Source organism: Nocardioides sp. ChNu-99 (genome assembly GCF_029493445.1).
GTDB lineage: Bacteria > Actinomycetota > Actinomycetes > Propionibacteriales > Nocardioidaceae > Nocardioides.
This window is the reverse complement of record NZ_JAHWBL010000001.1, coordinates 97,508-119,522: the sequence shown is the minus strand read 5'-3', so window position 1 is coordinate 119,522 and position 22,015 is coordinate 97,508. Positions and strand designations below refer to the sequence as shown.

The 22,015-nt window shown below is 74.8% G+C and carries 20 protein-coding genes; 12 read left to right on the top strand and 8 right to left on the bottom strand.

What is annotated here, in order from left to right; all coding sequences use genetic code 11:
- The first annotated feature begins 31 nt into the window (after positions 1-31).
- From KK617_RS00535 to KK617_RS00495, 9 genes are all read left to right on the top strand, one after another.
- Positions 32-1,486: a solute carrier family 23 protein gene (locus tag KK617_RS00535; protein WP_277497432.1), complete on the top strand. Its 1,455-nt coding sequence runs from the start codon at positions 32-34 to the stop codon at positions 1,484-1,486.
- An 87-nt stretch (positions 1,487-1,573) separates the two neighbouring features.
- Positions 1,574-2,503 carry a xanthine dehydrogenase family protein subunit M gene (locus KK617_RS00530; protein WP_277497431.1) on the top strand — a complete coding sequence of 310 codons (930 nt, stop codon included), beginning with the start codon at positions 1,574-1,576 and terminating at the stop codon, positions 2,501-2,503.
- Positions 2,500-3,117 (top strand): (2Fe-2S)-binding protein, encoded by a 618-nt coding sequence (locus KK617_RS00525; protein ID WP_277497430.1) that lies wholly within the window; start codon positions 2,500-2,502, stop codon positions 3,115-3,117. Before KK617_RS00530 ends, KK617_RS00525 begins: the two co-directional genes overlap by 4 nt.
- Positions 3,114-5,600, top strand: coding sequence for an aerobic carbon-monoxide dehydrogenase large subunit (gene cutA, locus KK617_RS00520; protein WP_277497429.1), 2,487 nt, complete (start codon positions 3,114-3,116; stop codon positions 5,598-5,600). Before KK617_RS00525 ends, cutA begins: the two co-directional genes overlap by 4 nt.
- Positions 5,597-6,310, top strand: a complete 714-nt coding sequence (locus tag KK617_RS00515; protein ID WP_277497428.1) for a carbon monoxide dehydrogenase subunit G — start codon at positions 5,597-5,599, stop codon at positions 6,308-6,310. The genes cutA and KK617_RS00515 overlap by 4 nt, the downstream gene beginning before the upstream one ends.
- Positions 6,310-7,245 carry a carbon-nitrogen hydrolase family protein gene (locus tag KK617_RS00510; protein WP_277497427.1) on the top strand — a complete coding sequence of 312 codons (936 nt, stop codon included), beginning with the start codon at positions 6,310-6,312 and terminating at the stop codon, positions 7,243-7,245. The genes KK617_RS00515 and KK617_RS00510 overlap by 1 nt, the downstream gene beginning before the upstream one ends.
- Before the next feature lie 98 nt (positions 7,246-7,343).
- Positions 7,344-7,553 (top strand): hypothetical protein, encoded by a 210-nt coding sequence (locus tag KK617_RS00505; RefSeq protein ID WP_277497426.1) that lies wholly within the window; start codon positions 7,344-7,346, stop codon positions 7,551-7,553.
- A gap of 58 nt (positions 7,554-7,611) precedes the next feature.
- The gene (locus tag KK617_RS00500) at positions 7,612-9,777 is read left to right on the top strand and encodes an ATP-binding protein (protein WP_277497425.1); all 2,166 of its coding nucleotides are present in this window, start codon (positions 7,612-7,614) and stop codon (positions 9,775-9,777) included.
- A gap of 34 nt (positions 9,778-9,811) precedes the next feature.
- Positions 9,812-12,190: an excinuclease ABC subunit UvrA gene (locus tag KK617_RS00495; protein ID WP_277497424.1), complete on the top strand. Its 2,379-nt coding sequence runs from the start codon at positions 9,812-9,814 to the stop codon at positions 12,188-12,190.
- A gap of 58 nt (positions 12,191-12,248) precedes the next feature.
- Here the strand turns inward: KK617_RS00495 and KK617_RS00490 are convergent, their stop codons facing one another.
- Both KK617_RS00490 and KK617_RS00485 read right to left on the bottom strand, forming a co-directional pair.
- The gene (locus KK617_RS00490; RefSeq protein ID WP_277497423.1) at positions 12,249-12,689 is read right to left on the bottom strand and encodes an ATP-binding protein; all 441 of its coding nucleotides are present in this window, start codon (positions 12,687-12,689) and stop codon (positions 12,249-12,251) included.
- A gap of 123 nt (positions 12,690-12,812) precedes the next feature.
- Positions 12,813-13,589, bottom strand: coding sequence for a GAF and ANTAR domain-containing protein (locus KK617_RS00485; protein WP_277497422.1), 777 nt, complete (start codon positions 13,587-13,589; stop codon positions 12,813-12,815).
- Between the two features lie 204 nt (positions 13,590-13,793).
- On the opposite strand from KK617_RS00485, the gene KK617_RS00480 reads away from it, so the two are divergent.
- Together KK617_RS00480 and KK617_RS00475 are read left to right on the top strand one after the other, a co-directional pair.
- On the top strand, positions 13,794-14,099 hold the full coding sequence (locus tag KK617_RS00480; RefSeq protein WP_277497421.1) for an STAS domain-containing protein: 306 nt from the start codon (positions 13,794-13,796) through the stop codon (positions 14,097-14,099).
- 26 nt (positions 14,100-14,125) lie between these two features.
- Complete coding sequence (locus KK617_RS00475; protein WP_277497420.1) at positions 14,126-14,557, top strand: ATP-binding protein; 432 nt, start codon at positions 14,126-14,128, stop codon at positions 14,555-14,557.
- A 54-nt stretch (positions 14,558-14,611) separates the two neighbouring features.
- Here KK617_RS00475 and KK617_RS00470 read toward each other — a convergent pair whose 3' ends face one another.
- Both KK617_RS00470 and KK617_RS00465 read right to left on the bottom strand, forming a co-directional pair.
- On the bottom strand, positions 14,612-15,142 hold the full coding sequence (locus KK617_RS00470; protein WP_277497419.1) for a hypothetical protein: 531 nt from the start codon (positions 15,140-15,142) through the stop codon (positions 14,612-14,614).
- A gap of 105 nt (positions 15,143-15,247) precedes the next feature.
- The gene (locus KK617_RS00465; protein ID WP_277497418.1) at positions 15,248-16,501 is read right to left on the bottom strand and encodes a GAF domain-containing SpoIIE family protein phosphatase; all 1,254 of its coding nucleotides are present in this window, start codon (positions 16,499-16,501) and stop codon (positions 15,248-15,250) included.
- Positions 16,502-16,568: 67 nt separating this feature from the next.
- On the opposite strand from KK617_RS00465, the gene KK617_RS00460 reads away from it, so the two are divergent.
- Complete coding sequence (locus KK617_RS00460; protein ID WP_277497417.1) at positions 16,569-18,227, top strand: PP2C family protein-serine/threonine phosphatase; 1,659 nt, start codon at positions 16,569-16,571, stop codon at positions 18,225-18,227.
- Positions 18,228-18,270: 43 nt separating this feature from the next.
- Here KK617_RS00460 and KK617_RS00455 read toward each other — a convergent pair whose 3' ends face one another.
- The 4 genes from KK617_RS00455 to KK617_RS00440 form a co-directional block, all read right to left on the bottom strand.
- Entirely contained in the window at positions 18,271-19,113 is an 843-nt protein-coding gene (locus KK617_RS00455; protein WP_277497416.1) for an alpha/beta fold hydrolase, read from the bottom strand.
- 50 nt (positions 19,114-19,163) lie between these two features.
- Positions 19,164-19,838, bottom strand: a complete 675-nt coding sequence (locus KK617_RS00450) for a cysteine dioxygenase family protein (RefSeq protein ID WP_277497415.1) — start codon at positions 19,836-19,838, stop codon at positions 19,164-19,166.
- A complete protein-coding gene (locus KK617_RS00445) occupies positions 19,762-20,793 on the bottom strand; it encodes an amidohydrolase (RefSeq protein ID WP_277497414.1) in 1,032 nt (343 codons plus the stop codon). Before KK617_RS00445 ends, KK617_RS00450 begins: the two co-directional genes overlap by 77 nt.
- Positions 20,794-20,875: 82 nt before the next feature.
- Entirely contained in the window at positions 20,876-21,949 is a 1,074-nt protein-coding gene (locus KK617_RS00440; RefSeq protein ID WP_277497413.1) for a spore photoproduct lyase family protein, read from the bottom strand.
- Positions 21,950-22,015: the final 66 nt, after the last annotated feature.

The following is a 22,015-nucleotide window of genomic DNA, read 5'->3' as shown; positions in this document are numbered from 1 at the left end:
TCGCGTGCCAGCCCGAGAGGAGACAAGCAAGATGGCCTTGAAGTGGAAGCTGTACGAAGGGGGTGCCACCCCGCCACCGGGGGCGGTCGTGGCACCGGACGAGCGGCTGTCGTGGCCGCGGACCATCGGACTGGGTGCGCAGCACGTGGTCGCCATGTTCGGGGCGACGTTCGTCTTCCCGATCATCATGGGGCTGAACCCGCAGCTCGCGGTCCTCATGTCGGGCGTCGCGACGATCCTGTTCCTCCTGATCGTCAACGACAAGATCCCGTCCTACCTGGGCACCAGCGCCGCGTTCGTCGCGGCCGCCGGGGCCATCCGGGCGCAGGGCGGTGAGAGCTCCGACGTGACCGGGGCGATCCTCGTCGCCGGCCTGCTGCTCGTCGTCATCGGCATCGGCGTCCACCTGGTCGGCGGCTCGATGATCAACCGCGTGCTCCCGCCGGCGGTGACCGGCGCGGTCGTCATGCTCATCGGCTTCAACCTCGCACCCGTCGTGGCGGACCTCTACTGGCCCGCCGACCAGTGGGTCGCGGTCTCCACGATGATCTTCGTCATCGTCGTCTCCGTCGTGGTGCGCGGCTTCCTGTCGCGGATCGCGGTGCTGCTCGGCCTCGTGTTCGGCACGGCGCTGTCCTGGATCCTCGACGTCGTCTCCGGCCCGCTGGCCGGCGCCGACGGCACCGAGGCCGACCGGGTGAACTTCAGCGCGGTCGGTGACGCCGCCTGGATCGGCCTGCCGCAGAGCATCACGCAGGCGGACGGCACCGTTCTCTCGGGCGCGCACCTGCCCAGCTTCAGCGCCACCTTCATCCTCCTCATCGTCCCGGGCGTGATCGCGCTCGTGGCGGAGAACGCCGGCCACGTGAAGGCCGTCGAGGAGATGACGAACCGCAACCTCAACCCCTACATGGGCCGCGCCTTCATCGGTGACGGCGTGGGCACCGCGCTCGCCGGCTTCGTGGGCGGCTCGCCGACCACGACGTACGCCGAGAACATCGGGGTCATGGCGGCGACCCGGGTCTACTCCACGGCGGCGTACTACGTGGCCGCGCTGGTCGCGATCCTCTTCGGCTTCTCGCCGAAGTTCGGCGCCGCCGTCTCCGCCGTCCCCAGCGGCGTCCTCGGCGGGATCACCGTGGTCCTCTACGGGATGATCGGGCTCCTCGGCGCCAAGATCTGGGTCGACAACCGCGTCGACTTCGGCAACCCCGTCAACCTGGTCCCGCTCGCCGCCGGCCTCGTCATCGGCATCGGCGACGTGTCGCTGAAGTTCAGCGACGACTTCTCCGTCACCGGCATCGCGCTGGGCACGATCGTCACCATCGTGGCCTACCACGCGGTGCGGGCGGCCGCCCCGGCACGGCTGCGGGAGGCCGGACCCGTCGAGCGGGTCGGCGGCCCGGGCTCGCCGGACACCCCCGGGACGCCGGGGACGCCGGGGACGCCGGGCCACCGCGGCCCGGGAGGACCCGCGGCGCACTGACCGGCCCCGGCCCGGCCGGGACACCACCGTCACACCTCCGGGGGAGACCCGCCGCACGGCGGGTCTCCCCGCACGGACAGGGAGAGCATGAAGACCTCCAAGTTCACCTACCACGCCCCCCGCACGGTCGCCGAGGCCCTGGACACGCTCGCCGAGCACTCCGTGGACGCCAAGGTCCTCGCGGGCGGCCAGAGCCTCGTGCCCGTCATGGCCATGCGCCTGGCCGCGCCGGCGCACCTGGTCGACATCAACAAGCTGACCCCCGAGCTGGGCGACCTCGAGGTCACCGGCGACGGCGTGCGCATCGGCGCCCTCGTGCGCCACGCCCGCCTCGAGCGCGACGCCGACGCCGCGGTCCGGGTGCCCCTCGTGGGCCAGGCCCTGCGCCACGTCGCGCACCCCACCATCCGCAACCGCGGCACCACCGTCGGCAGCCTCGCGCACGCCGACCCCTCGGCCGAGATGCCCGTCGTGCTCGCGCTGCTGGGCGGCTCGGTCGTCGCCCGGTCCGTGCGCGGCGAGCGCACCATCGACGCCGCCGACTTCTTCGTCGGCCCCATGGAGTCCGTGCTGGGGTACGACGAGCTCGCCGTCTCCGCCTTCTTCCCGGCCGTGCCCGGCCGCGCCGGCACCGCCTTCGACGAGATCACCCGGCGCCACGGCGACTACGCGATGTGCGGCCTGGCCGTCGTCGCGCAGCTCGACGAGGCCGACCGCTTCACGTCCCTGCGCCTGGCGTTCGTCTCGGTGAGCGACGTGCCCGAGGTCGTCGACCTCACCGACGACGTCGCGGGCACGCCGTACACCGACGTGGACCACGCGGCGCTCGGCGACCGCGTGCGCGAGCTGGTCGACCCCGCGGGGGACCTGCACGCCAGCGCGGACTTCCGCCGCCACCTGGCCGCGGTGCTGACGCAGCGCCTGACGCGCGAGGCCGCCGAGCGTGCGGCCGGCGTGGCCCCGGGAGCCGCGGCGACCGCGGGCACCGCACCGACGACGCGAGGAGGACGGGCATGACGAGCACGAGCCACAGGACGGGCCACAGCACGGGCCACGGCACGGGCCAGGTCGGCGAGCAGCACGCGGAGATCCGCGTGAAGGTCAACGGGGTGCCGCGCCGCTTCGACGTGCCGGTGCGCCGCACGCTGTGCGACGCCCTGCGCACCGACCTCGAGCTGACCGGCACCCACGTCGGCTGCGAGCACGGCGTCTGCGGCGCCTGCACGGTGCTGCTCGACGGCGAGCCCGTCCGCAGCTGCCTGATGCTGGCGGTCTCCGCCGACGAGCACGAGGTCACCACTGTCGAGGGGCTCACCGAGCCCGACGGCACGCTGAGCCCCACCCAGCAGGCGTTCGTGGACTGCCACGGCCTGCAGTGCGGCTTCTGCACCCCCGGCTTCCTCACCACGATCAGCGCCTTCGTGGCCGAGAACGACGACCCCACGCCCGAGGAGGCCCGCGAGGCCATCGGCGGCAACCTGTGCCGCTGCACGGGCTACCAGAACATCGTCGCCTCCGTGCTGCGCGCCGCCGAGCTCACCCGCGAGCGCGCGGCGGGCGACGCCCCGCCCGCGGACCGCGGCCCGGCACCCGACGCCCCCGCCGCCTCCACCCAGGGCGGTGCGCTGTGACCACGCGTGGCTTCGGCGAGCCCGTCAAGCGGGTCGAGGACCCCCGGCTCGTCACCGGCAAGGGTCGGTACGTCGACGACATCGGCGACGACCGCACGCTGCACGCGGCCTTCGTCCGCAGCCCGCACGCCCGCGCGCGCATCCGCGACATCGACCCCTTCGAGGCCTACGAGGTCGACGGCGTGGTCGCCGTCTACACCTGGGACGACCTCGCCGGCCCGGCCGCGGAGCCGCTGCCGCTGCTCATCCCGCACCCCGACCTCACCCACCCGCGCACCGGCTACGCGCTGGCCCGCGACGCGGTGAACCACGTCGGCGAGGCCGTCGCGATGGTGGTCGCCCGCGACCGCTACGTCGCGGAGGACGCCGTCGCGCTGGTCAAGGTCGACTACGAGGTACTCAAGCCCGTCGTCGGCCTGCGCAAGGCGGCGGCCGCCGAGGAGCTCGTGTACGACGACGTGCCCGGCAACGCCGCGGCCGTCTCCACCCAGGCGTACGGCGACGCGGCGACCGCCGTCGCGCAGGCCCCGCACCGCCTCACCTTCGAGTGGGACATCGAGCGCAGCGCCTGCATGCCGATGGAGGGCAAGGGCGTGCACGCCCGGTGGGACCGCCACGAGGAGAAGCTGACGCTGTGGACGGCGACGCAGACGTCGACCGGCGTGCGCGGCGCGGTCTCGGCCAAGCTGGGCCTCGACCTCACCCAGGTCGACGTGGTCACGCCCGACGTGGGCGGCGGCTTCGGCGTGAAGATCGTGCACCCGTGGCCCGAGGAGATCATGGTCCCCTGGGCGTCGATGCGGCTCGGCCGCGACGTGAAGTGGACCGAGGACCGGCGCGAGCACTTCGTGTCCAGCGCCCACGAGCGGGCCCAGCTGCTCACCGTGGACGTCGGGTTCGACGACGAGGGCCGGGTGCTCGGCATGGAGGTCGACATCCTCCACGACCACGGCGCCTACATCCCCTACGGCCTCATCGTGCCGATCAACGCCTCGACGCAGCTGCTCGGCCCGTACAAGCCGGACGCCTACCGGGTGACGTTCACCAGCCTCTACACGAACACCGTGCTGGTCACGCCGTACCGCGGCGCGGGCCGTCCGCAGGGCGTGTACGCGATGGAGCGCACGATGGACCGCATCGCGCAGTACCTGGGCAAGGACCGCCTCGCCGTGCGCGAGGCCAACTTCATCCAGCCCGACGAGTTCCCCGTCGACTTCGGCCTGATGTTCCAGGACGGCCGGCCGCTGAAGTACGACTCCGGCAACTACCCGGGCCTCGCCGACAAGCTGCGGGCGCTGGTGGGCTGGGACGAGTTCGAGGACTTCCGCGCCCAGGCGCGCTCCGAGGGCCGCCGCGTCGGCATCGGCCTCGGCTTCTACGTCGAGGGCACCGGCCCCGGCCCCTACGAGGGCGGGCACGTGCAGGTGCTGACGTCGGGCAAGGTCAAGGTGGCCACGGGCATCACCTCCCAGGGCCAGGGCCACCAGACCGCCTTCGCCCAGATCGTCGCCACCGAGCTCGGCGTGCCGTTCGAGGACGTCATCGTCACCACGGGCGACACGCGTCGCTTCGGCTACTCGGTGGGCACGTTCGCCTCCCGCGGCGCCGTGATGAGCGGCAGCGCGATCGCGCTGGCCGCCCGCAAGGTGCGCGACCGCACGCTCCGGCTGGCGGCCGACGCGCTCGAGGCGGACCCGGGCGACCTCGAGATCGTCGAGGGCCAGGTGCAGGTCAAGGGCGACCCGTCGACGGCCGTCGGCATCGGCACGGTCGCGGTGCTGTCGAACCCGTTGCGCTACGCCTTCGACGAGGCGAGCAAGGCGGCGACGCAGTTCAGCGGCGGACCGGTCGACTACTCCCAGCCGCCCATCGCGCCGGGGGACAAGCCGGGTCTCGACGAGACCGACTACTACTCCCCGCCCGCGTCCACCTTCGCGGCCGGCGCGCACGCCGTCATCGTGGAGACCGACCCGGACACCGCGGAGATCCACATCCTGAAGTACGCCGTCGTCCACGACTGCGGCCGCATGGTGAACCCCCGCATCGTCGAGGGCCAGATCCACGGCGGCGTCGCGCAGGGCGTGGGCGGCGCGCTCTACGAGGTCATGGCGTACGACGAGGCGGGCCAGCTCGCCAACGCGTCGTTCATGGACTTCCTCATGCCCTACGTCTCCGAGGTGCCGACCAGCATCGAGATCGACCACCTCGAGACGCCGTCCCCCCTCAACCCGCTCGGCATCAAGGGCGCGGGCGAGGCGGGGGTCATCCCGACGAGCGCCGCGATCGCGGCCGCCATCGAGGACGCGGAGGGCATCCCGATCGTCCGGATGCCGATCTCGCCCTCGGAGCTGTTCGACCTGCGCCGCGCCGCGGCGTACCCGGAGCCGGTGGTCAACACCATGCCGGGCACGGCGAGCACCCGGTGGGTGGACCCGGCGTCCCTCCCCGCAGCACCGACCACCGAGAGTGAGGACCGACCGTGAAGGTCACCGGCGAGGCCACCCTGACGAGCGACATCGACGCCCTGTGGGCGGCGTTCAACGACCCCGAGGTGCTGGTCGCGACCATCCCCGGCTGCCAGCGTCTCGAGGCGGTGGCCGAGGACTCCTACCGGATGACCATCAGCGCCGGCGTCGCCGCGATCCGCGGCACGTACGAGGGCGAGGTGCACCTCAAGGACAAGCGCGAGCCCGGCTACCTCAAGATGGTCGCGACCGGCGCCGGCGGCCCGGGCACCATCCAGGTCGAGGTCGACGTGGACATGGAGACGCAGGGCGACGGGACGCTCATCCGCTTCGTCGCCGACGCGGTCGTCGGCGGGATGATCGGCGGCGTCAGCCAGCGCATGCTCGCCTCGGTCGGCAAGCGCCTCGCGGCCGAGTTCTTCAAGGCGGTCGACGACCACCTGCAGAACGGTCCCGCGACCGGCGCCGCGACCGGGCCGACGGTCGGCGCGATCAGCGCGACCGACCAGAGCCCCGCGGAGACCCGCGAGGGCGGGGCCGGCAGCGCCGCCGCGGGCACCACGGGCGCTGCCGACGCGCCGCGCACCTTCTCCCGCCCCGGTGCCCCCGCCCCCTCCGCGGCGGCGGGCGGCTCGCCCGAGCAGTTCGTCAAGGGCGCCCTGACGGGCGCGGGCCTCGTGCTCGTCGGCGTCCTGGTCGGCTCGCTGCTGGGACGGAGGAGCCGCTGATGCGCGACGTGACCGTGGCCGCCGTCCAGGTGGCGCCCGACCACCGGCCGCTGAGCGTCGAGACGGTCGCCGGCAACACCGAGCGCGCCCTCGACTGGGTCGAGCGGGCCGTGGAGGCGACGGGCGCGGAGCTCGTGGTGCTGCCCGAGACCGTCACGACCGGCTTCGGGCCCGCGATGGGCCCCGACGACCTGTGGGACCTGCTGCAGGCCGCGCCGGGGGCGGGCACGGCGCCGTACACGGAGCTGGCCCAGCGCCTCGGCATCCACCTCGTGTGGGGCGCCTACGAGCCCGGCGAGCAGCGGGGCGTGGTCTACAACGCCGCCCACCTCGCGGGCCCCGACGGCACGGTGCTCGGGACCTACCACAAGACCCACCCGTTCTGCAGCGAGGACGTCAACCGGGGCGGCTGGGTCACCCCCGGCGAGCACGTCACCGTCGTCGAGACCGAGATCGGCACCATCGGCCTCATCATCTGCTTCGACGGCGACTACCCGGAGCTGTCGCGCATCAACGCGGTCAAGGGGGCCGAGATCATCGCGCGCCCCTCGGCCCTGCTCCGCAGCGCCGACCTGTGGGAGCTGACGACCCGCGCGCGGGCCTACGACAACCACGTGTACGTCGTGGGCACGAACGCCACGGGCCTCGACCCGGCGGGCTCGCCGTACTTCGGCAACTCGATGATCGTCACCCCGATCGCCGAGGTCGTGGCGCGTGCCGCCAGCCACGAGTGCTGGGTCAGCGCCCGCCTGACGCCTGCGACGGCCATGGCGTCGCTGACGCCCGGCTCGAGCGTCCCGCAGCGCTGGGACCACCTCGACGAGCGCAACCTGGCGCTGCTGGCGAACTACGCCGAGGAGCTGGCGGGGCCCGCCCGCACGCCGTTCCCGCACGCCGCGCACGAGCCGCCGCCGAGCAGCACCACCGGCGCCTGAGGCGTCACCCGCGCGACGCGCGTCGTGCACCCCGTCGTCCCCGTCGACCGATCTAGGATCGGGCGGCGGGGACGACCCCGTCCGAGCGGAGGTGGGACGTGTACGGCGACGTGGAGCCCTGTGCCGAGTGCGGTGCGGCGGTGCGGCTGCGGCCGCACGAGCCGGAGCGGGAGTCCGGCGACGGGCCGGTCGGCCCCGCCGACGGCGTCGTCGGGGGAGCGGACCCGACCCTCGACGACCGGGTGTGCACGAACGACGCGTGCCCCACCAACCACCGCGCGCCGGGCGAGGACGCACCGCGGCCCTGACCGGGTCCGTGCGACGGAATCCCTCAGGCCAGGCGCGCGCCAGCCGATCTCGGGCCTCGTGAGGACCCCCGACGCCGGCACCGTCCCCGCGCCGGCGCGCGAGGTCGCGCAGCAGCTGCTGCTCGCGGCGGGCTACCTCCTGGCCGCCGTGGCCGGCCGGGCGACCGTGGTCGACGGCAGCGCCCTGAGCCTCGTGTGGCCGGCCGCCGGCGTGGCCGCCGTGTGGGTGACCTGCCGCGACGGCCTGTGGCTGCTGGTGGCCCTGGCGGGACTGGCGGCCGCCACGTTCGGCGTCAACGTCGCGACCGGTGCGCCGCCGGCCCTGGGCCTCGTCTTCATCGTCACGAACCTCGTGCAGGCTCTGGTGCTGCGCGGCCTCCTGCGGCGCTGGGTGCCGGAGGTCGCGTGCTTCGGCGGCGACCGCCCGCTGAGCGAGGTCGCCCAGCTCGTGCGGGTCGTCATCGCCGCCGTTCTCGCCTGTGCGGCGGGCGCCGCGCTGGGCCAGCTGGGCACGGCCCTCGCCGTGGAGGGCGAGACCGGGCTGTTGCCCGCGGCCGCCTGGTGGAGCCGGAACAGCCTCGGAACGGTCGTCGTGCTCTGCGTCCTGGTCCTGGCCCTCCAAGCCTGGCGGTCCGCCGGAACCACCGGCGCGTTCCTCCGCGGCCTCGTCGAGGACCCGTCACGACCGGATGGCGCCGCGGGGGCGCTCGAGGGCCTCGCGCTGGCCGTCGCCTCCGGCGCCGTGTGGGTGGCCGTGTTCCTGGGCCCCGGGGCCGACGCCTACTCGTTCCTGCTGCTGGCGCCCGTCGTGTGGGCCGGGCTGCGCTTCGCCCCGCTCGTGGTGGCGCTGCACGGCTTCCTCACGGGGGCGGCGGCCATCTGCTTCACGATCGCGGGGCGCGGCCCCTTCGTCGACACCGCGGACGTGCGGTCCGAGGTGGTGGTGGTGCAGGCCTTCGTGGGCATCGCGGTGGTGACGGGTCTCGCCCTGGCCTTCGCGCGCGCCGAACGCGACCACGCCCTGCGGCGGCTGCACGCCAGCGAGCGGGAGGCGACCGCCCACGCCGCGCTGCTCGGCTCGGTCCTCGAGCAGATGCGCGACGGCGTGGTCGTCGTCGACGAGCACCACCGCGTCGTGCTGCGCAACGAGGCGGCCGGACGCATCCTGGGCCGGCGCGGCGAGCGGCCGGACGTCGTCGAGCCGGCCGCCGCGTACCACCTCGTCGAGACGGACGGCACGCCCGTGGGCGACGAGGACCTGCCCTACCGCCGCGCCCTCGCCGGCCAGGTCGCCGGGCCGCGCGACCTGCGGGTCGTCGCCCCCGGCGTCCCCTCCGGCACGATCGTCGAGATCGGCGCCCACCCCGTCCCGCCGTTGCCCGGCGCACCGCGCCAGGCGATGGTGCACGTCCGCGACGTGACCGTCGAGCGGCAGCGGCACGCGGCCCTCGCCTCCTTCGCGCGCGTCGTCGCGCACGACCTGCTCAACCCGCTCACCGTGGTCCAGGGCTGGGCGGACGTCGTGCGCAGCGGGCTCGACGCCCCCGAGCCGGACCTCGCGAGGCTGCGCGGGCGCGCCGACCGGATCCTCGAGGCGGCCGAGCGGATGCGCGAGCTGGTCGACGCCGTCCTCGCGCTCGCCCTCGCCCGCGACCGCGACCTGCGTCCCCGCATGGTCGACCTCAGCGGCCTGATGGTCGAGGTGGCGCGCCTTCAGGCCGACAGCGGTCAGCCGGCCGAGATCACCGTCCAGCCGGGTGTGCGCGTGTGGGGCGACCGCGCTCTGCTGCGCCAGCTGCTGGAGAACCTGCTGACGAACGCGGTGAAGTACGCCGTGCCCGGCCGCGTGCCGCGGGTCGCCCTCACCGCCGAGCCCGAGCCGGGCTCGGAGTGGCTCGAGGTGCGGGTGAGCGACGAGGGGATCGGGATCCCGACGGAGGACCGCGAGCGGGTCTTCGAGCCGTTCCACCGGGTGGGGGGCGCGACGGGGGTCGACGGCCACGGGATCGGACTGGCCACCTGCGCCCAGATCGTCGAGCGCCACCACGGCACCATCCGGGCCGAGGAGACGCCCGGTGGCGGCACCACCATCGTCCTGCGCCTGCCCGGCGGGCCCGTGGAACCGGGGTCGGGGGGCACCGGCGCGGACACGCGGACGCCGTCGGTGGGAGCCGACATACTGCCCCCGGACCGCCGGAGCGGGGCGGGGAGCGCGTCGGCCTGACGGGCGCCCCGGGCCCGCCGCACCGAGGAGAGACATGAGCGCGAGCACGCCCACCGCCCCGCCCCACCCGGCCGACAGCCACGACCTCATCCGGGTCGTCGGCGCGCGGGAGAACAACCTGCAGGACGTGCACGTCGAGCTGCCGAAGCGGCGTCTCACGGTGTTCACGGGCGTCTCGGGCTCGGGCAAGAGCTCGCTCGTCTTCGCCACCATCGCCGCGGAGTCGCAGCGGATGATCAACGAGACCTACAGCTCGTTCGTGCAGGGCTTCATGCCGAGCCAGGCCCGGCCCGACGTCGACGTGCTCGAGGGCCTGACGACGGCGATCATCGTCGACCAGGAGCGGATGGGCGCGAACCCCCGCTCCACCGTGGGCACGGCCACCGACGCCAACGCGATGCTCCGCATCCTCTTCAGCCGCCTCGGCCGCCCCCACATCGGGCCGCCGCAGGCGTTCTCCTTCAACGTCGCCTCGGTCAGCGGGTCCGGCGCGATCACCACCACGAAGGGCGGCCGCGAGACCAGGGAGCGCCGCTCCTTCAGCGTGCTGGGCGGCATGTGCCCGGCGTGCGAGGGCCGCGGGCAGGTCAACGACATCGACCTGTCGGCGCTGTACGACGCGTCGAAGTCCCTCGACGAGGGTGCGCTGACCATCCCCGGCTACTCGATGGACGGCTGGCAGGGGCGGATCCTGCGCGGGTGCGGCTGGTTCGACACCACGAAGCCGATCGCCGAGTTCACCGACCGCGAGCTCGACGCCCTCCTGCACAAGGAGGCGACCAAGGTCAAGGTCGACGGCATCAACCTGACCTACCTCGGGCTGGTCCCGCAGATCCGCAAGTCGTTCCTGGCGAAGGACCGCGAGGCCATGCAGCCGCACGTGCGGGCGTTCGTCGACCGCGCGGTCACGTTCACGACGTGCTCGGCCTGCGCGGGCACCCGGCTCACCGAGGAGGCCCGGTCCTCCCGCATCGGCGACGTCAGCATCGCGGACGCCTGCGCGATGCAGATCAGCGACCTCGCGGCGTGGGTGCGCGGCCTCGACGAGCCGTCCGTGGCGCCGCTGCTCGGGGCGCTGGGCGACACCCTCGACTCCTTCGTGGCGATCGGCCTCGGCTACCTCTCGCTCGACCGCCCGGCCGGCACCCTGTCGGGCGGCGAGGCGCAGCGCACCAAGATGATCCGCCACCTCGGGTCGTCGCTGACCGACGTCACCTACGTCTTCGACGAGCCCACCATCGGCCTGCACCCCCACGACATCCAGAGCATGAACCAGCTGCTGCTCCAGCTGCGCGACAAGGGCAACACCGTGCTCGTGGTGGAGCACAAGCCGGAGACCATCGCCATCGCCGACCACGTGGTCGACCTCGGCCCGCGGGCCGGCTCGGGCGGCGGTCACATCGTGTTCGAGGGCACGGTGGAGGGGCTCCGGGCCAGCGGCACCCTCACCGGACGCCACCTCGACGACCGCGTGACGCTCAAGGAGACGGTGCGTACCCCCACCGGGCGGCTCGAGATCCGCGGCGCCGACGCCCACAACCTGCGCTCGGTCGACGTCGACGTGCCGCTCGGCGTGCTCACCGTCGTCACGGGGGTCGCCGGGTCCGGCAAGAGCTCGCTGGTCCACGGCTCGGTGGCGGGTCGCGAGGGCGTCGTCGTGCTCGACCAGGGCGCCATCAAGGGCTCGCGCCGCAGCAACCCCGCGACGTACACGGGACTGCTGGAGCCGATCCGCAAGGCGTTCGCGAAGGCCAACGGGGTGAAGCCGGCGCTGTTCAGCGCCAACTCCGAGGGCGCCTGCCCCGCCTGCAACGGGGCGGGCGTGATCTACACCGACCTGGGCCCGATGGCGACGGTCTCGTCGCCCTGCGAGGTCTGCGAGGGGCGGCGCTTCTCCGCCGAGGTGCTCGAGCACGAGCTCGGCGGGCGCAACATCGCCGACGTGCTGGGGATGTCGGTGAGCGAGGCCGAGGCGTTCTTCCGCGAGGGCGACGCCCGCCTGCCGGCCGCCCACCGCATCCTCACCCACCTGGCCGACGTGGGCCTGGGCTACCTGACGCTGGGGCAGCCGCTCAGCACGCTGTCGGGAGGCGAGCGCCAGCGCATCAAGCTGGCGACGCGGATGGGCGAGCAGGGCGGCACCTTCGTGCTCGACGAGCCCACGACGGGGCTCCACCTGGCCGACGTCGAGCAGCTGCTGGGCCTGCTGGACCGCCTCGTCGACGCGGGGCGCAGCGTCATCGTCATCGAGCACCACCAGGCCGTCATGGCGCACGCCGACTGGATCATCGACCTCGGGCCGGGGGCGGGCCACGACGGTGGCCGGGTCGTCTTCGAGGGCACCCCCGCCGAGCTCGTGGCGGCGCGCTCGACGCTGACCGGACGGCACCTGGCGGAGTACGTCGGCGCGTGACGCCGTGGGCCGGGCCGGCGCAAGGTCGGCGCCGGCTCAGCGCTGGTCCAGCGCGGGCTCAGCGCGGGCCGGGTACGCCGCGCTCGCGCGGGATCCGCGCCGTGACGGTCGTGCGGCCGGTGCGGTCCGCGCTCCAGCTGTCGCTCAGCGCCTCGACCAGCACGAGGCCGCGGCCGCGCAGCGAGTCGTCGCTGCCGATGCCGCGGACGATGTCGGGGCCGACCCCCGCGTCGACGACGCGGAGGACGACGTGCTGGCGGGTGAGGCGCCACGAGAACTCGATGGTGCCGGTGGTGCCGGGCATGCCGTGGTCGACGGCGTTGAGCACGAGCTCCCCGGCGACGATCACCGTGTCCGTCACCGTGCTCGACGGCAGGTCGGCGCCGTCGGGACCCAGGGCGTCACGCAGCAGCACGCGGGTCGCGCGGACGGCCTCGTCGTCGTGCGGGAGGTCGACGGAGCGCCAGGCCGCCAGCTGGACCGGGCTGTCGCTCGTCACGTGATCAGTCCTCTCTGTTCCGTCGTCGGGTGCGTCGCGGGGACCGGTACCCCGCGACCCGGTCGTGACTCGTGGGGCGTGCCCCCGGCTCACGACGTGGACGGCACCGGCGGGGTGGTCGCGTCAGCGCTCGGCCCGCTCACCGGTCCCGCGGCCCGCGGTCTCGGCGTCGTGGTCGTCGGTACGGCGGTCCTGGCCCACGTCGGAGCCGGGGCCCTCGCCCTCGGGGTCCGCGACGATCCGGGCGGCGATCTCGGACAGCTTGGTGTTCGTCTCCTGCGAGCGCCGCTGGAGCAGGCTGAACGCCTGGTCGATCGTCAGGCCGTAGCGCTGCATCAAGATGCCCTGGGCGACCCCGATCTGGTGCCGGTTCGTCATCGCCGTGCGCAGCCCGCTGGTGACCTGCACCGCGTTGAGCGCGAGCGCCGCGTGGGTGGCGTACAGGTAGGCGAGCTCGCGCGCCTCGGTGTCCCACACGCCCGGGCGGTGCGAGTAGAAGTTGATGGCGCCCATGACCGTGTCCTCCTGGTCGACCAGGGGGACGGCCAGGACAGAGCCGCAGCCGGCCGCGGCGGCCGCCGGCGCCCACGTGGGCCAGCGCCGGGCGGCCTCGCGCAGCTCGTTGGCGTGCTGCAGGGTGCCCTCCCGCGAGGCGTCCGCGCAGGGGCCCTCGTCCGCGTCGTACTGCGCCTGGTCGAGCTCGTGGGCGAGCTCGGAGGAGCTGGCGGCGGTGGAGAGGCGCCCCCGTCCGCGGCGCAGGGTGATGCTGGCGTGGTCGCAGCCGGCGACGTGCTCCGCGGCGAGCTCGCAGATGCGGACCGCGGCGTCGTCCGCGTCCGGGGCGCCCCGGTTCAGCTCGCGGCTGAGGGCGGCCAGCGTGCGCGCCTCGTCACCCCTCATCGTCTACCTCCTGCGGTCCCGTGCTCGTCCGGCGTCGTCCCGACGGGGGCGGGGGGCGACGTCGGGGACATCATGACCGATCGCGCGCCCGGCCGTGGGTCCCGAGACCGTCCCGTGACCCGGCCCACCCGCCGGGAGGACCTGCCGCGCGCCCCCTGGGGAGTGCTCGCGTGATCCGCGGGGGCGGGGGCGTAGGGTGTCCCCATGGGTGCACCTCCCTTCGTCGCCGAGGCCGTGGACGGCCGCGTCGCCCTCGTGGGCGACGTCGAGGCCCACGAGCACGAGCAGCTGATCGAGGTGCTCGACGAGTCGAGCCACGGTTTCCGCCACGACCTCCTCGTCGACCTCAGCGCCGTCACCTTCCTGCCGAGCAGCATCGTCGGGGCGCTGGCCCGGGCGGCGGCGGAGGCGACGCGGAACGGCACGTCCCTCGTCCTCGGCGTGGTCGAGCGCACGGTGCCGCACCGCGTCCTGGAGGTGTGCAAGATCCCCTACCGGGTGCTGACGTGAGCGCGGGCACGAGCGAGGTCCGGTCCGTGGGCGCAGCCCGCGCGGCCGTGAACGAGTGCGTCCGGCAGCTCCGTGCCCGGTGGAGCCACGTGGACCTGCCGCACGGCCCCGAGGCCGGCGGCGAGGCGCGACGCAACCTGCGGGCGGCGCTCGCCGAGAGCGGGCTGCCCGAGCACGTGGTCGACGACGTCCTCATCGTCGCCGGCGAGCTCGTCGTCAACGCGGTCGACCACGGGTGTCCCGGGGTGCTCGGCACCATCCGGATGGCCTGGGGCTTCACCCCCCGGCACGTGGTGCTCCGCGTCGTGGACGCCGGCACCGGGCCGGCCTTCGTCGAGCCCGAGCAGGAGGAGGCCTCCACCCGCGGGCGCGGCCTCATGATGGTCGACGTCATCTGCGACGACTGGGCCGTCGACCGCGGCGACGCCACCGTCGTCACCGCCTGCATCCAGCGCTGACCGGGCGCCGACCCCGCGCCGACCCCGCGTGGGCCCCCGGCCCCGCGCCCTCCCTCACGCCCCCACGGGCGGGCGGGGGAAACCGAGCGCCGCCTGCACCAGCGCAGCGTGCAGCAGCTCGACGATCGCCGTGCCGCTCGGCGGCCCGGCCACCGCCACCGCCGTGACCCAGCTGCGGGCGTCGACGTCGAACCCGCCGGACACGAGGAGGCGGGGGTGCTCCACCAGCACGTCGCCGCCGAGGCCGGCCTCGGGTCCGCCGCCGTGTCCGCTCCCGTGCCGGGCGACGAGGTGGGCCACGGTCGCGGGGTCCAGCACGGACGCGCGGCCCTCTGCCGCGGCCGCGAGCGCGCCGCACCCGTGCACCTCGAGCGGAACCGGCAGGGCGGCGGCGCCGCGGGAGCGCCGTACCCGGGTGGTCCCGTCGACGTGGTCGCCCAGCCACCAGCCGCGCACGGACGCCGGGGCGTCGGAGCAGGGGGCGTGGAGCAGGTCGAGGACGGCCTCCAGGCGCTCGTCCACGGGCGCGCGGGACATCGCGTCGAGCGTGGAGAGGCCTGCCTGGAGCAGGTCGGTGGGAAGCACGGGTGGGGCTCCTGCGCGGGTCGGACGGGCCCCGAGGTCTACAGGGCCTACTGGTTCGTCGCGCCGAGCCGATCGGATGTCACGCGCGGTGAGATGTGGCGATGCTCACAGCGTCTCCGGCCCGTCGTGGGGACGGCGGACCACGAGCAGCGCCACGTCGTCCTCGGTGCCCGCATCGCCGAGGGCCTCGGCGAGGATGCGGCTGCAGGCCACCTCCGGGTGGTCGGCGGCGGAGAAGCCCCGGCCGATGCGGGCGAGCTGGGTCCAGTACGGGTCCTCGCCGGCGGCGCCCCGGGTGCGCAGCTCCACGAGACCGTCGGTGAAGAAGGCGAGCGCGTCGCCCGGCGCGAGCGACACGGACGTGCACGCGCGGGGGGTGTCGGGGTCGAGACCCAGCAGCGCGTCCGACTCGACGTCGACCGGCGCCACCGTGGTGGCGCCGGCCCCCACCGGCGGGAGGTGACCGGCGCTGCTGACCACGAGGTGGTCGAAGGGCGGCTGCGTGACGGCGTACAGCACGGTCGCCGTCATGCCGGGCTCGAAGTGGCACAGCATCCGGTCGAGCCGCGTGAGCACCGCCGCCGGGTCCTCCTCGTCCAGGGCGTAGGCCCGCAGGGCGCTGCGCAGCCGGCTCATGACGACGGCCGCCTGCAGCCCGTGACCGACCACGTCGCCCATGACGATGCCGAGGCGGTCGCCGGGCAGCGGGATGACGTCGTACCAGTCGCCGCCGAAGTCGCCGTCGGCCGGCAGGTAGCGGGCGGCCAGCTCGAGCCCGTCCACGTCGCGCAGCGTGGGTAGCAGGCTGCGCTGGAGCACCAGGGAGGACAGGTGCGCGTCGTGCGCGCTGGTCGACAGGACGGTGCGGGCGATGCTGGCCGCGGCCAGCTCCAGGTCGGCCACCTCGCACGCGCTGAACGGGCGGCGGGCGTGGAAGCCGACGTGCAGCACCCCGAGGAGGTCGTCGTCGTCGCCCGCGAGCACGGGGACGCCCAGGAGGCTCGTGACCTCGCTGTACTTCAGCACGGGGTTGACCACCGGGTCGCCCGCGGCGCGATCGACGACCACCGGTTGCCGGGTGGCGGCGACGCGGCCTGCGAAGCCCTGGCCGATCGCGACGTACGACGCCGTCCGCCACCGGCGCCCGAAGCCCAGCGAGGCCGCCGTGCGCAGCTTCCCGGACGTCTCGTCGAGGAGCAGCAGCGTCGCGGTCTGCGCGCCCATGAGGGTGCGGACGTTCTCGAGAGCGCCCTCGAGGTCGGGTCCCGGACCGGTGGGGGTGACGGTCAGGGGTGCGGGGAGGGACGACATGGGTCGGTCGACCGCCTGGGGGTGGGTCGGGCGCGGCGTCTGCTCCACCGCTCAGGCACCCTAACCCGGCGCGGCCCGCGGGTCGCCGCCCCGTCCGGCGCGGTAAGTTCACCGGGTGGAACGGTGGGAGGGCGCGAGCGCGGGCCTGCGACAGGTGTACACGGAGGTCGACTGGGCCGCCACGGCGCTCGGCGCGCCCGACGGGTGGTCCCCGGCGCTGCGCGGAGCGGTGCGCACCGTGCTGCGCACCCGCTTCCCGTCGGTCCTCTTCTGGGGGCCCGAGTTCGTCCTCGTCTACAACGACGCGTACGTCGAGATGATCGGCGACAAGCACCCCACGGCCCTGGGCGCTCCCGCCGCCGAGGTCTTCTGGGAGGCCTGGGGCCAGATCGGTCCCCTGATGCAGGGGGTCCTCGACGGGCGGGGGGCGACCTGGACCGAGGACGCGCTCGTGCCGCTGCACCGGCGCGGCTTCCTCGAGGAGTGCTACTTCACCTTCTCCTACTCGCCCGTGGTGGCCGAGGACGACACCATCGAGGGCGTCCTCGACATCGCGACCGAGACGACGCGGCACGTCGTCTCGCAGCGCCGGCTCGAGCTGCTCAGCCGCCTCTCCGACGTGCTCGCCACGGTGGAGACGAAGGCCGACCTGCGTCGGCTCTCGCTCTACCTCCTGCGCGACCAGGTGCGCGACCTGCCCGCCGTCGACATCCGCATCCCCGGCCTGGAGGAGGACGCGCCCATCCCGCACTCCGGCGCCACCGCGCCGGCCCTGCCCGCCGCGCCGGGCGTGCCGATCGACGACCTCACGCTGTACGTCGAGAACACCGAGGCCGGCAAGGTCGTCTGGCAGCGCCTCGACCTCTCCACCCGGCCCGGCCTGCCCGCGCCGGTGCTGGTCTGCTCCGTCAGCGACCAGCTGCCGTTCGACCACGACTACCGCTACTTCCTGCGGCTCATCGCGGCCTCGCTCAACCAGGCGCTCACGCGCATCGACCTGCTGGAGTCGGAGCGCCGCGTCGCCACGGCGCAGCGCAACATGTCCATCGCCCTGCAGCAGGCGCTGCTCACCCCGCCGATGCAGCCCGACCACCTCCAGGTGGCCGTGCGCTACGTGCCCGCGGCGGACGTCGCGCAGATCGGCGGCGACTGGCACGACGCGTTCCAGCAGACCGACGGCGCCCTCATGCTCGCCATCGGCGACGTGGCCGGCCACGACCTGGCCGCGGCCGCGACGATGGCGCAGGCGCGCAACCTCACCCGCGGCATCGCCATCGCCACGGGTGACAGCCCGGCCCGCGTCCTCGAGGGCCTCGACCGCGCCTTCGCGAGCCTCGGGGTGGGGACGATCGCCACCGCCATCGTGGCGCGGGTGGAGCAGACGGAGGCCGACGCCGCCGCGGGCCGCCGGCTCCTGCGGTGGTCGCGGGCCGGCCACCCGCCGCCCGTCCTGCTGCAGCCGGACGGCACGGCGACGCTGCTCGACGAGGCCGGCGAGATCATCCTCGGCATCCAGCCGGGCACGGAGCGCACGGACGCCGAGGTCGTGCTGGCCCCGGGCTCGATGGTGGTGCTCTACACCGACGGGCTGGTGGAGCGCCGCGGCGTGCCCCTCGACGCCAGCTTCGAGCACCTCCGCTCCGCCGTCAGCGGCCAGCAGCACCTGGACGCCGAGGAGCTGTGCGACCACCTGCTGACCACGATGCTCGAGCTCCCGGCCGGGGACGACGACGTCGCCCTCATGGTGCTGCACGCCCGCCCCGAGGACGACTGACCGACCGGGCGGCCGGCCGGCCGGCTCAGCCGGCTCAGCCGGCTCAGCCGGTGAGGAACTCCCGGACCCACGGCACCACGACGCCGCGGTGCTCGTCGAAGAAGCCGTGACGCCCGCCCTCCACGAGCCGGGTCCGCGCGTGCGGCAGCAGGCCGGCGAGGACGTCGGCGTTGGCGGCCGGCACCATCAGGTCGTCCGTCCCGTGCAGCACGAGGGTCGGCGCCGCCAGGTCGCCGAGGCGGTCGGCCGCGTCGTGGTCGGAGCTGGTCTCGAGGTGCCGGCGCGTCGCCTCGACGCTCATCGACGGGTCCCCGAGCAGGTCGCGGGGCACCGCGTCGTACCCGCCGTGGGCGTGGGTCCACGCCGGTGTGTAGAAGAGGTCGACGAGCCCGCGCTGCCGCTCCTGGCCGTCCGGGCCCGCGAGCAGCAGCCCCACGTCGCGGGTCCGGTGGACCGCGGGCGCCCCGCCGGAGGACGTGCAGGCCAGCACGAGGCGCCGCACCAGGTCGGGCCGGGCGAGGGCCAGCTCCTGCGCGACCCGCCCGCCCATCGAGGTGCCGTAGACGTCGGCGGTGTCCCGCCCCACAGCCGCGAGCACGGCGGCCGCGTCCTGGGCGAACCCGGCCGTCGACCACGCTGGCCCGCGCTCCTCGCCCCCCGGCGCCAGCTCGGTGGTGCCCGTGCCGCGGTAGTCGAACGTCACCGTCAGCCAGGCGTCGGCGAAGTCGCCGCGCAGGCGGTCCCACCACGCGTCCGAGTTGGCCTGGCCCTGCAGCAGGAGGAGCGCCGGGGCACCCCGTCGCCCCTCGACCTGCAGGGACAGGCGGGTGCCGTCGGGCCGCCGTACCCACCCGCGGGTGCGGGGCACGTGTCGTCTGCGGAACACGGGGTCCTCCTCGGTCGACCGGGCCCGCGGTGCGCGGGCCCGCGCCGACGCTAGTCGAGGGGGCGCAGCTCGTCGGCGTAGGAGACGGGCACGCGGCGCAGCACGCCGGCCGGGTCGACCGAGTACTGCCCCATCCGCCACAGCGGCGGGCTGTAGGCGTGCACGCTCACCGAGCCCGGTCGCGCGCCGTTGAGCCGGTGGATGTGGTCCGGCCCGAAGGAGAAGACGCCGCCCGCGCCGACCCGCGTCTCCCGCGCACCGTGCAGCAGCGTCAGGTTGTTCTCGACCAGCTCGCCCGCGACGACGGCGACGGCGCCGGAGGAGACGTCGTGGTCGTGCCAGCCCGTGTCGTTCTCCGGGGTCCAGCACAGCAGCCAGACGTCGACGTGTGCGTCGCGGTGCAGCGAGGCGTAGACCCGCTCGTCGGCGTCGAAGGCCACCAGGTGCTCCCACGCCTCGGGCTGCTGGGCCACGGCGGCCGCGAGCGCCTCGAGCTCGGCGGGGTCGAGGTCCCGCTCGGGGAGGTCGGCGATGCGCAGCGTCGCGTCGTACGACGCCAGCGGCGCCGCCGCCTCGGCCGGCACGCCGGGGCGCGCGGGCCGGTCGGGCCGGTCGTGGGGTTCGTCGCGCCGGTCCTCGCCAGGCCGGTCAGGCGCCGCCGGGCGCTCGGCGGCGCGGGTCTGGCTGCGGGTCTGGCTGCGGGTCTCGGTCGTGGTGGCGCCCACGGCGGGCTCCTTCCCCCGGTGTCGCGGTGGTCGTGGCGGCGCCCAGGAGGCGCGCCGGGTTGGTCACCCGGACGGCGTGGGTCGCCGCGGGGTCGAGCAGGTGGTCGAGCGGGTCGGCGTAGGGCCGGTCGCTGCCCAGCACGAGGGCGTCGACGCCGACGGCCCGCACGACGGCCTCGAGCGCGCGGGGGCCGTGGCCGGAGGTGTCGAGGAAGACGTCGGGGTCGACGACGCCGCGCCCCAGGAGGCTGCCGCCCCCGCGCAGGGCCTGCCGCTCGGCCAGCAGCGGGGCCAGGCCGGCGGCCGCGGCGAACGCGACCCGCAGCGTGGGGTGGGAGCGCCGCGCGCCGGCGGCGTGCCATCCCCACCACGCCGCCTGCAGCTGGGCGGTGTAGCCGAGCACGGGCGCCCACCAGGGCGGGAGGTCCGCCGCGCCGGGCCGCGCGGGCTCCGGGCCGGGATGCACGAGGAGCGCAGCGCCCGCCGCCTCGACCACCGCGAGCACGGGGGCGAGGCGGTCCCAGGCCGCGGGCGTGGTCACCCAGGTGGCCGGCACCTGCAGCCCGACGAAGCGGGGGGCGGCGAGCAGCCCCGCCAGCAGCCCGAGGTCGGGGTCGGTCGCCGTCGTGGCGGCCCACCCGCGGAAGTGGGCGGGCAGGTCCGCCACGTCGCGGTGGTGGGCCTCGAGCAGCGGCCCGGCGACGGGGACGTCGAGGTCCTCGACGCCGAGCGGGGAGGAGAGGCCGACGACCGCCGTACCGATGCCGGCGGCGCGGTCGGCCGCGACCCGCCGGTCCACGTCGTGCGCGGCGGGGTCGACCTCGAACGGGCGCTCGCCGTCGAGGTGGAGGGTCCACCCGCGCAGGTACGGCGCACGCGAGCGGGCGCGCAGGCGGTCGACGAGCCGGGGCGACCACAGGTGCTGGTGCACGTCCACGGCGACGGGGTGGGCCACGGTCCCCCCTTTCTCTAGTGAGTCACTGCACTTTAGGGAGGGGTGCGGTGCTGCGGTGGCCGTCTCGCGGGGCGGACGGCGGTCAGAACGCGTAGCGGACGCGGCAGGACGGCAGCTCGGCGGCCAGGAGGTCCGTGAACTGCTGCACCCAACGCGCCTTCCAGGCCGCGCGGTAGCGCACGTTGACCTGGCCGCTGTGACTGCGCTTCTCCTCCTGCAGGTCGGGGCGCCACAACAGCTCCTCGCCCCGCGGGTGCCAGCCGAGGTTGACCTCGTGGAGGGCGGCGCTGTGGGTCAGGAGGATGACCTCGCACGCCAGCTGCTGCTTCGTGGCGGGGGACAGCACGTCGTCGAGCTGGCGGAACAGCGCGGTCCACTCGGCCTGCCACCCCTCGTGCAGCACGACGGGGCTGAAGTTGAGGTGCACCTCGTAGCCGGCCTCGACGAAGTCGTCGATCGCCGCGATGCGCTCGTCGATCGGCGTCGTGCGCAGGTCGAGGCGCCGGGAGGTCTCGCGCGGCATGAGGGAGAAGCGCACCCGGGTTCCGCCGCGGGGGTCCCAGTCCAGCAGGTCGCGGTTGACGAACTTCGTGGCGAAGCTGCCCTTGGCGCCCGGCAGACGGGCGAACAGGTCGACGAGGTCGCGCACGTTGTCGCTGACGAGGGCGTCGACGGAGCAGTCGCCGTTCTCGCCCAGGTCGTAGACCCAGTCGACGGGGTCGCACTGGTTGGGCTCGGGCTTCGGGCCCTGGCGCCCGGCGTGGCGCTCCAGGTAGCCCAGCACCTTCTCGATGTTGACGAAGACCGTCACGGGGTTGGCGTAGCCCTTGCGGCGCGGCACGTAGCAGTAGCTGCAGGCCATCGCGCAGCCGTTCGACGTGGAGGGCGCGATGAAGTCCGCCGAGCGCCCGTTGGGGCGGGCCGCCAGGCTGCGCTTCTCGCCCAGGACCAGCACCTCGCGCTTGTTGCGCACCCAGTCCTCCACCTGCCCGGCGTTGCCGTAGAGGCCGGGGATCGACTGGTGGCTCGGCACCTCGACGCGCTCCGCGTCGGGGAAGCGCTCGAGCACCTGACGCGCGCGGGGCCAGCGCTCGATCTCGGGCTCGTGGTAGATGCGCCGCACCGCCAGCACGCGCTCTGCCGCGGGGAGGACCATGACGACCACGCTAGCCACCACCACCGACGGTCCCGGGGGGCCCGGGGGCCCGGCCCGTTCCCGGCT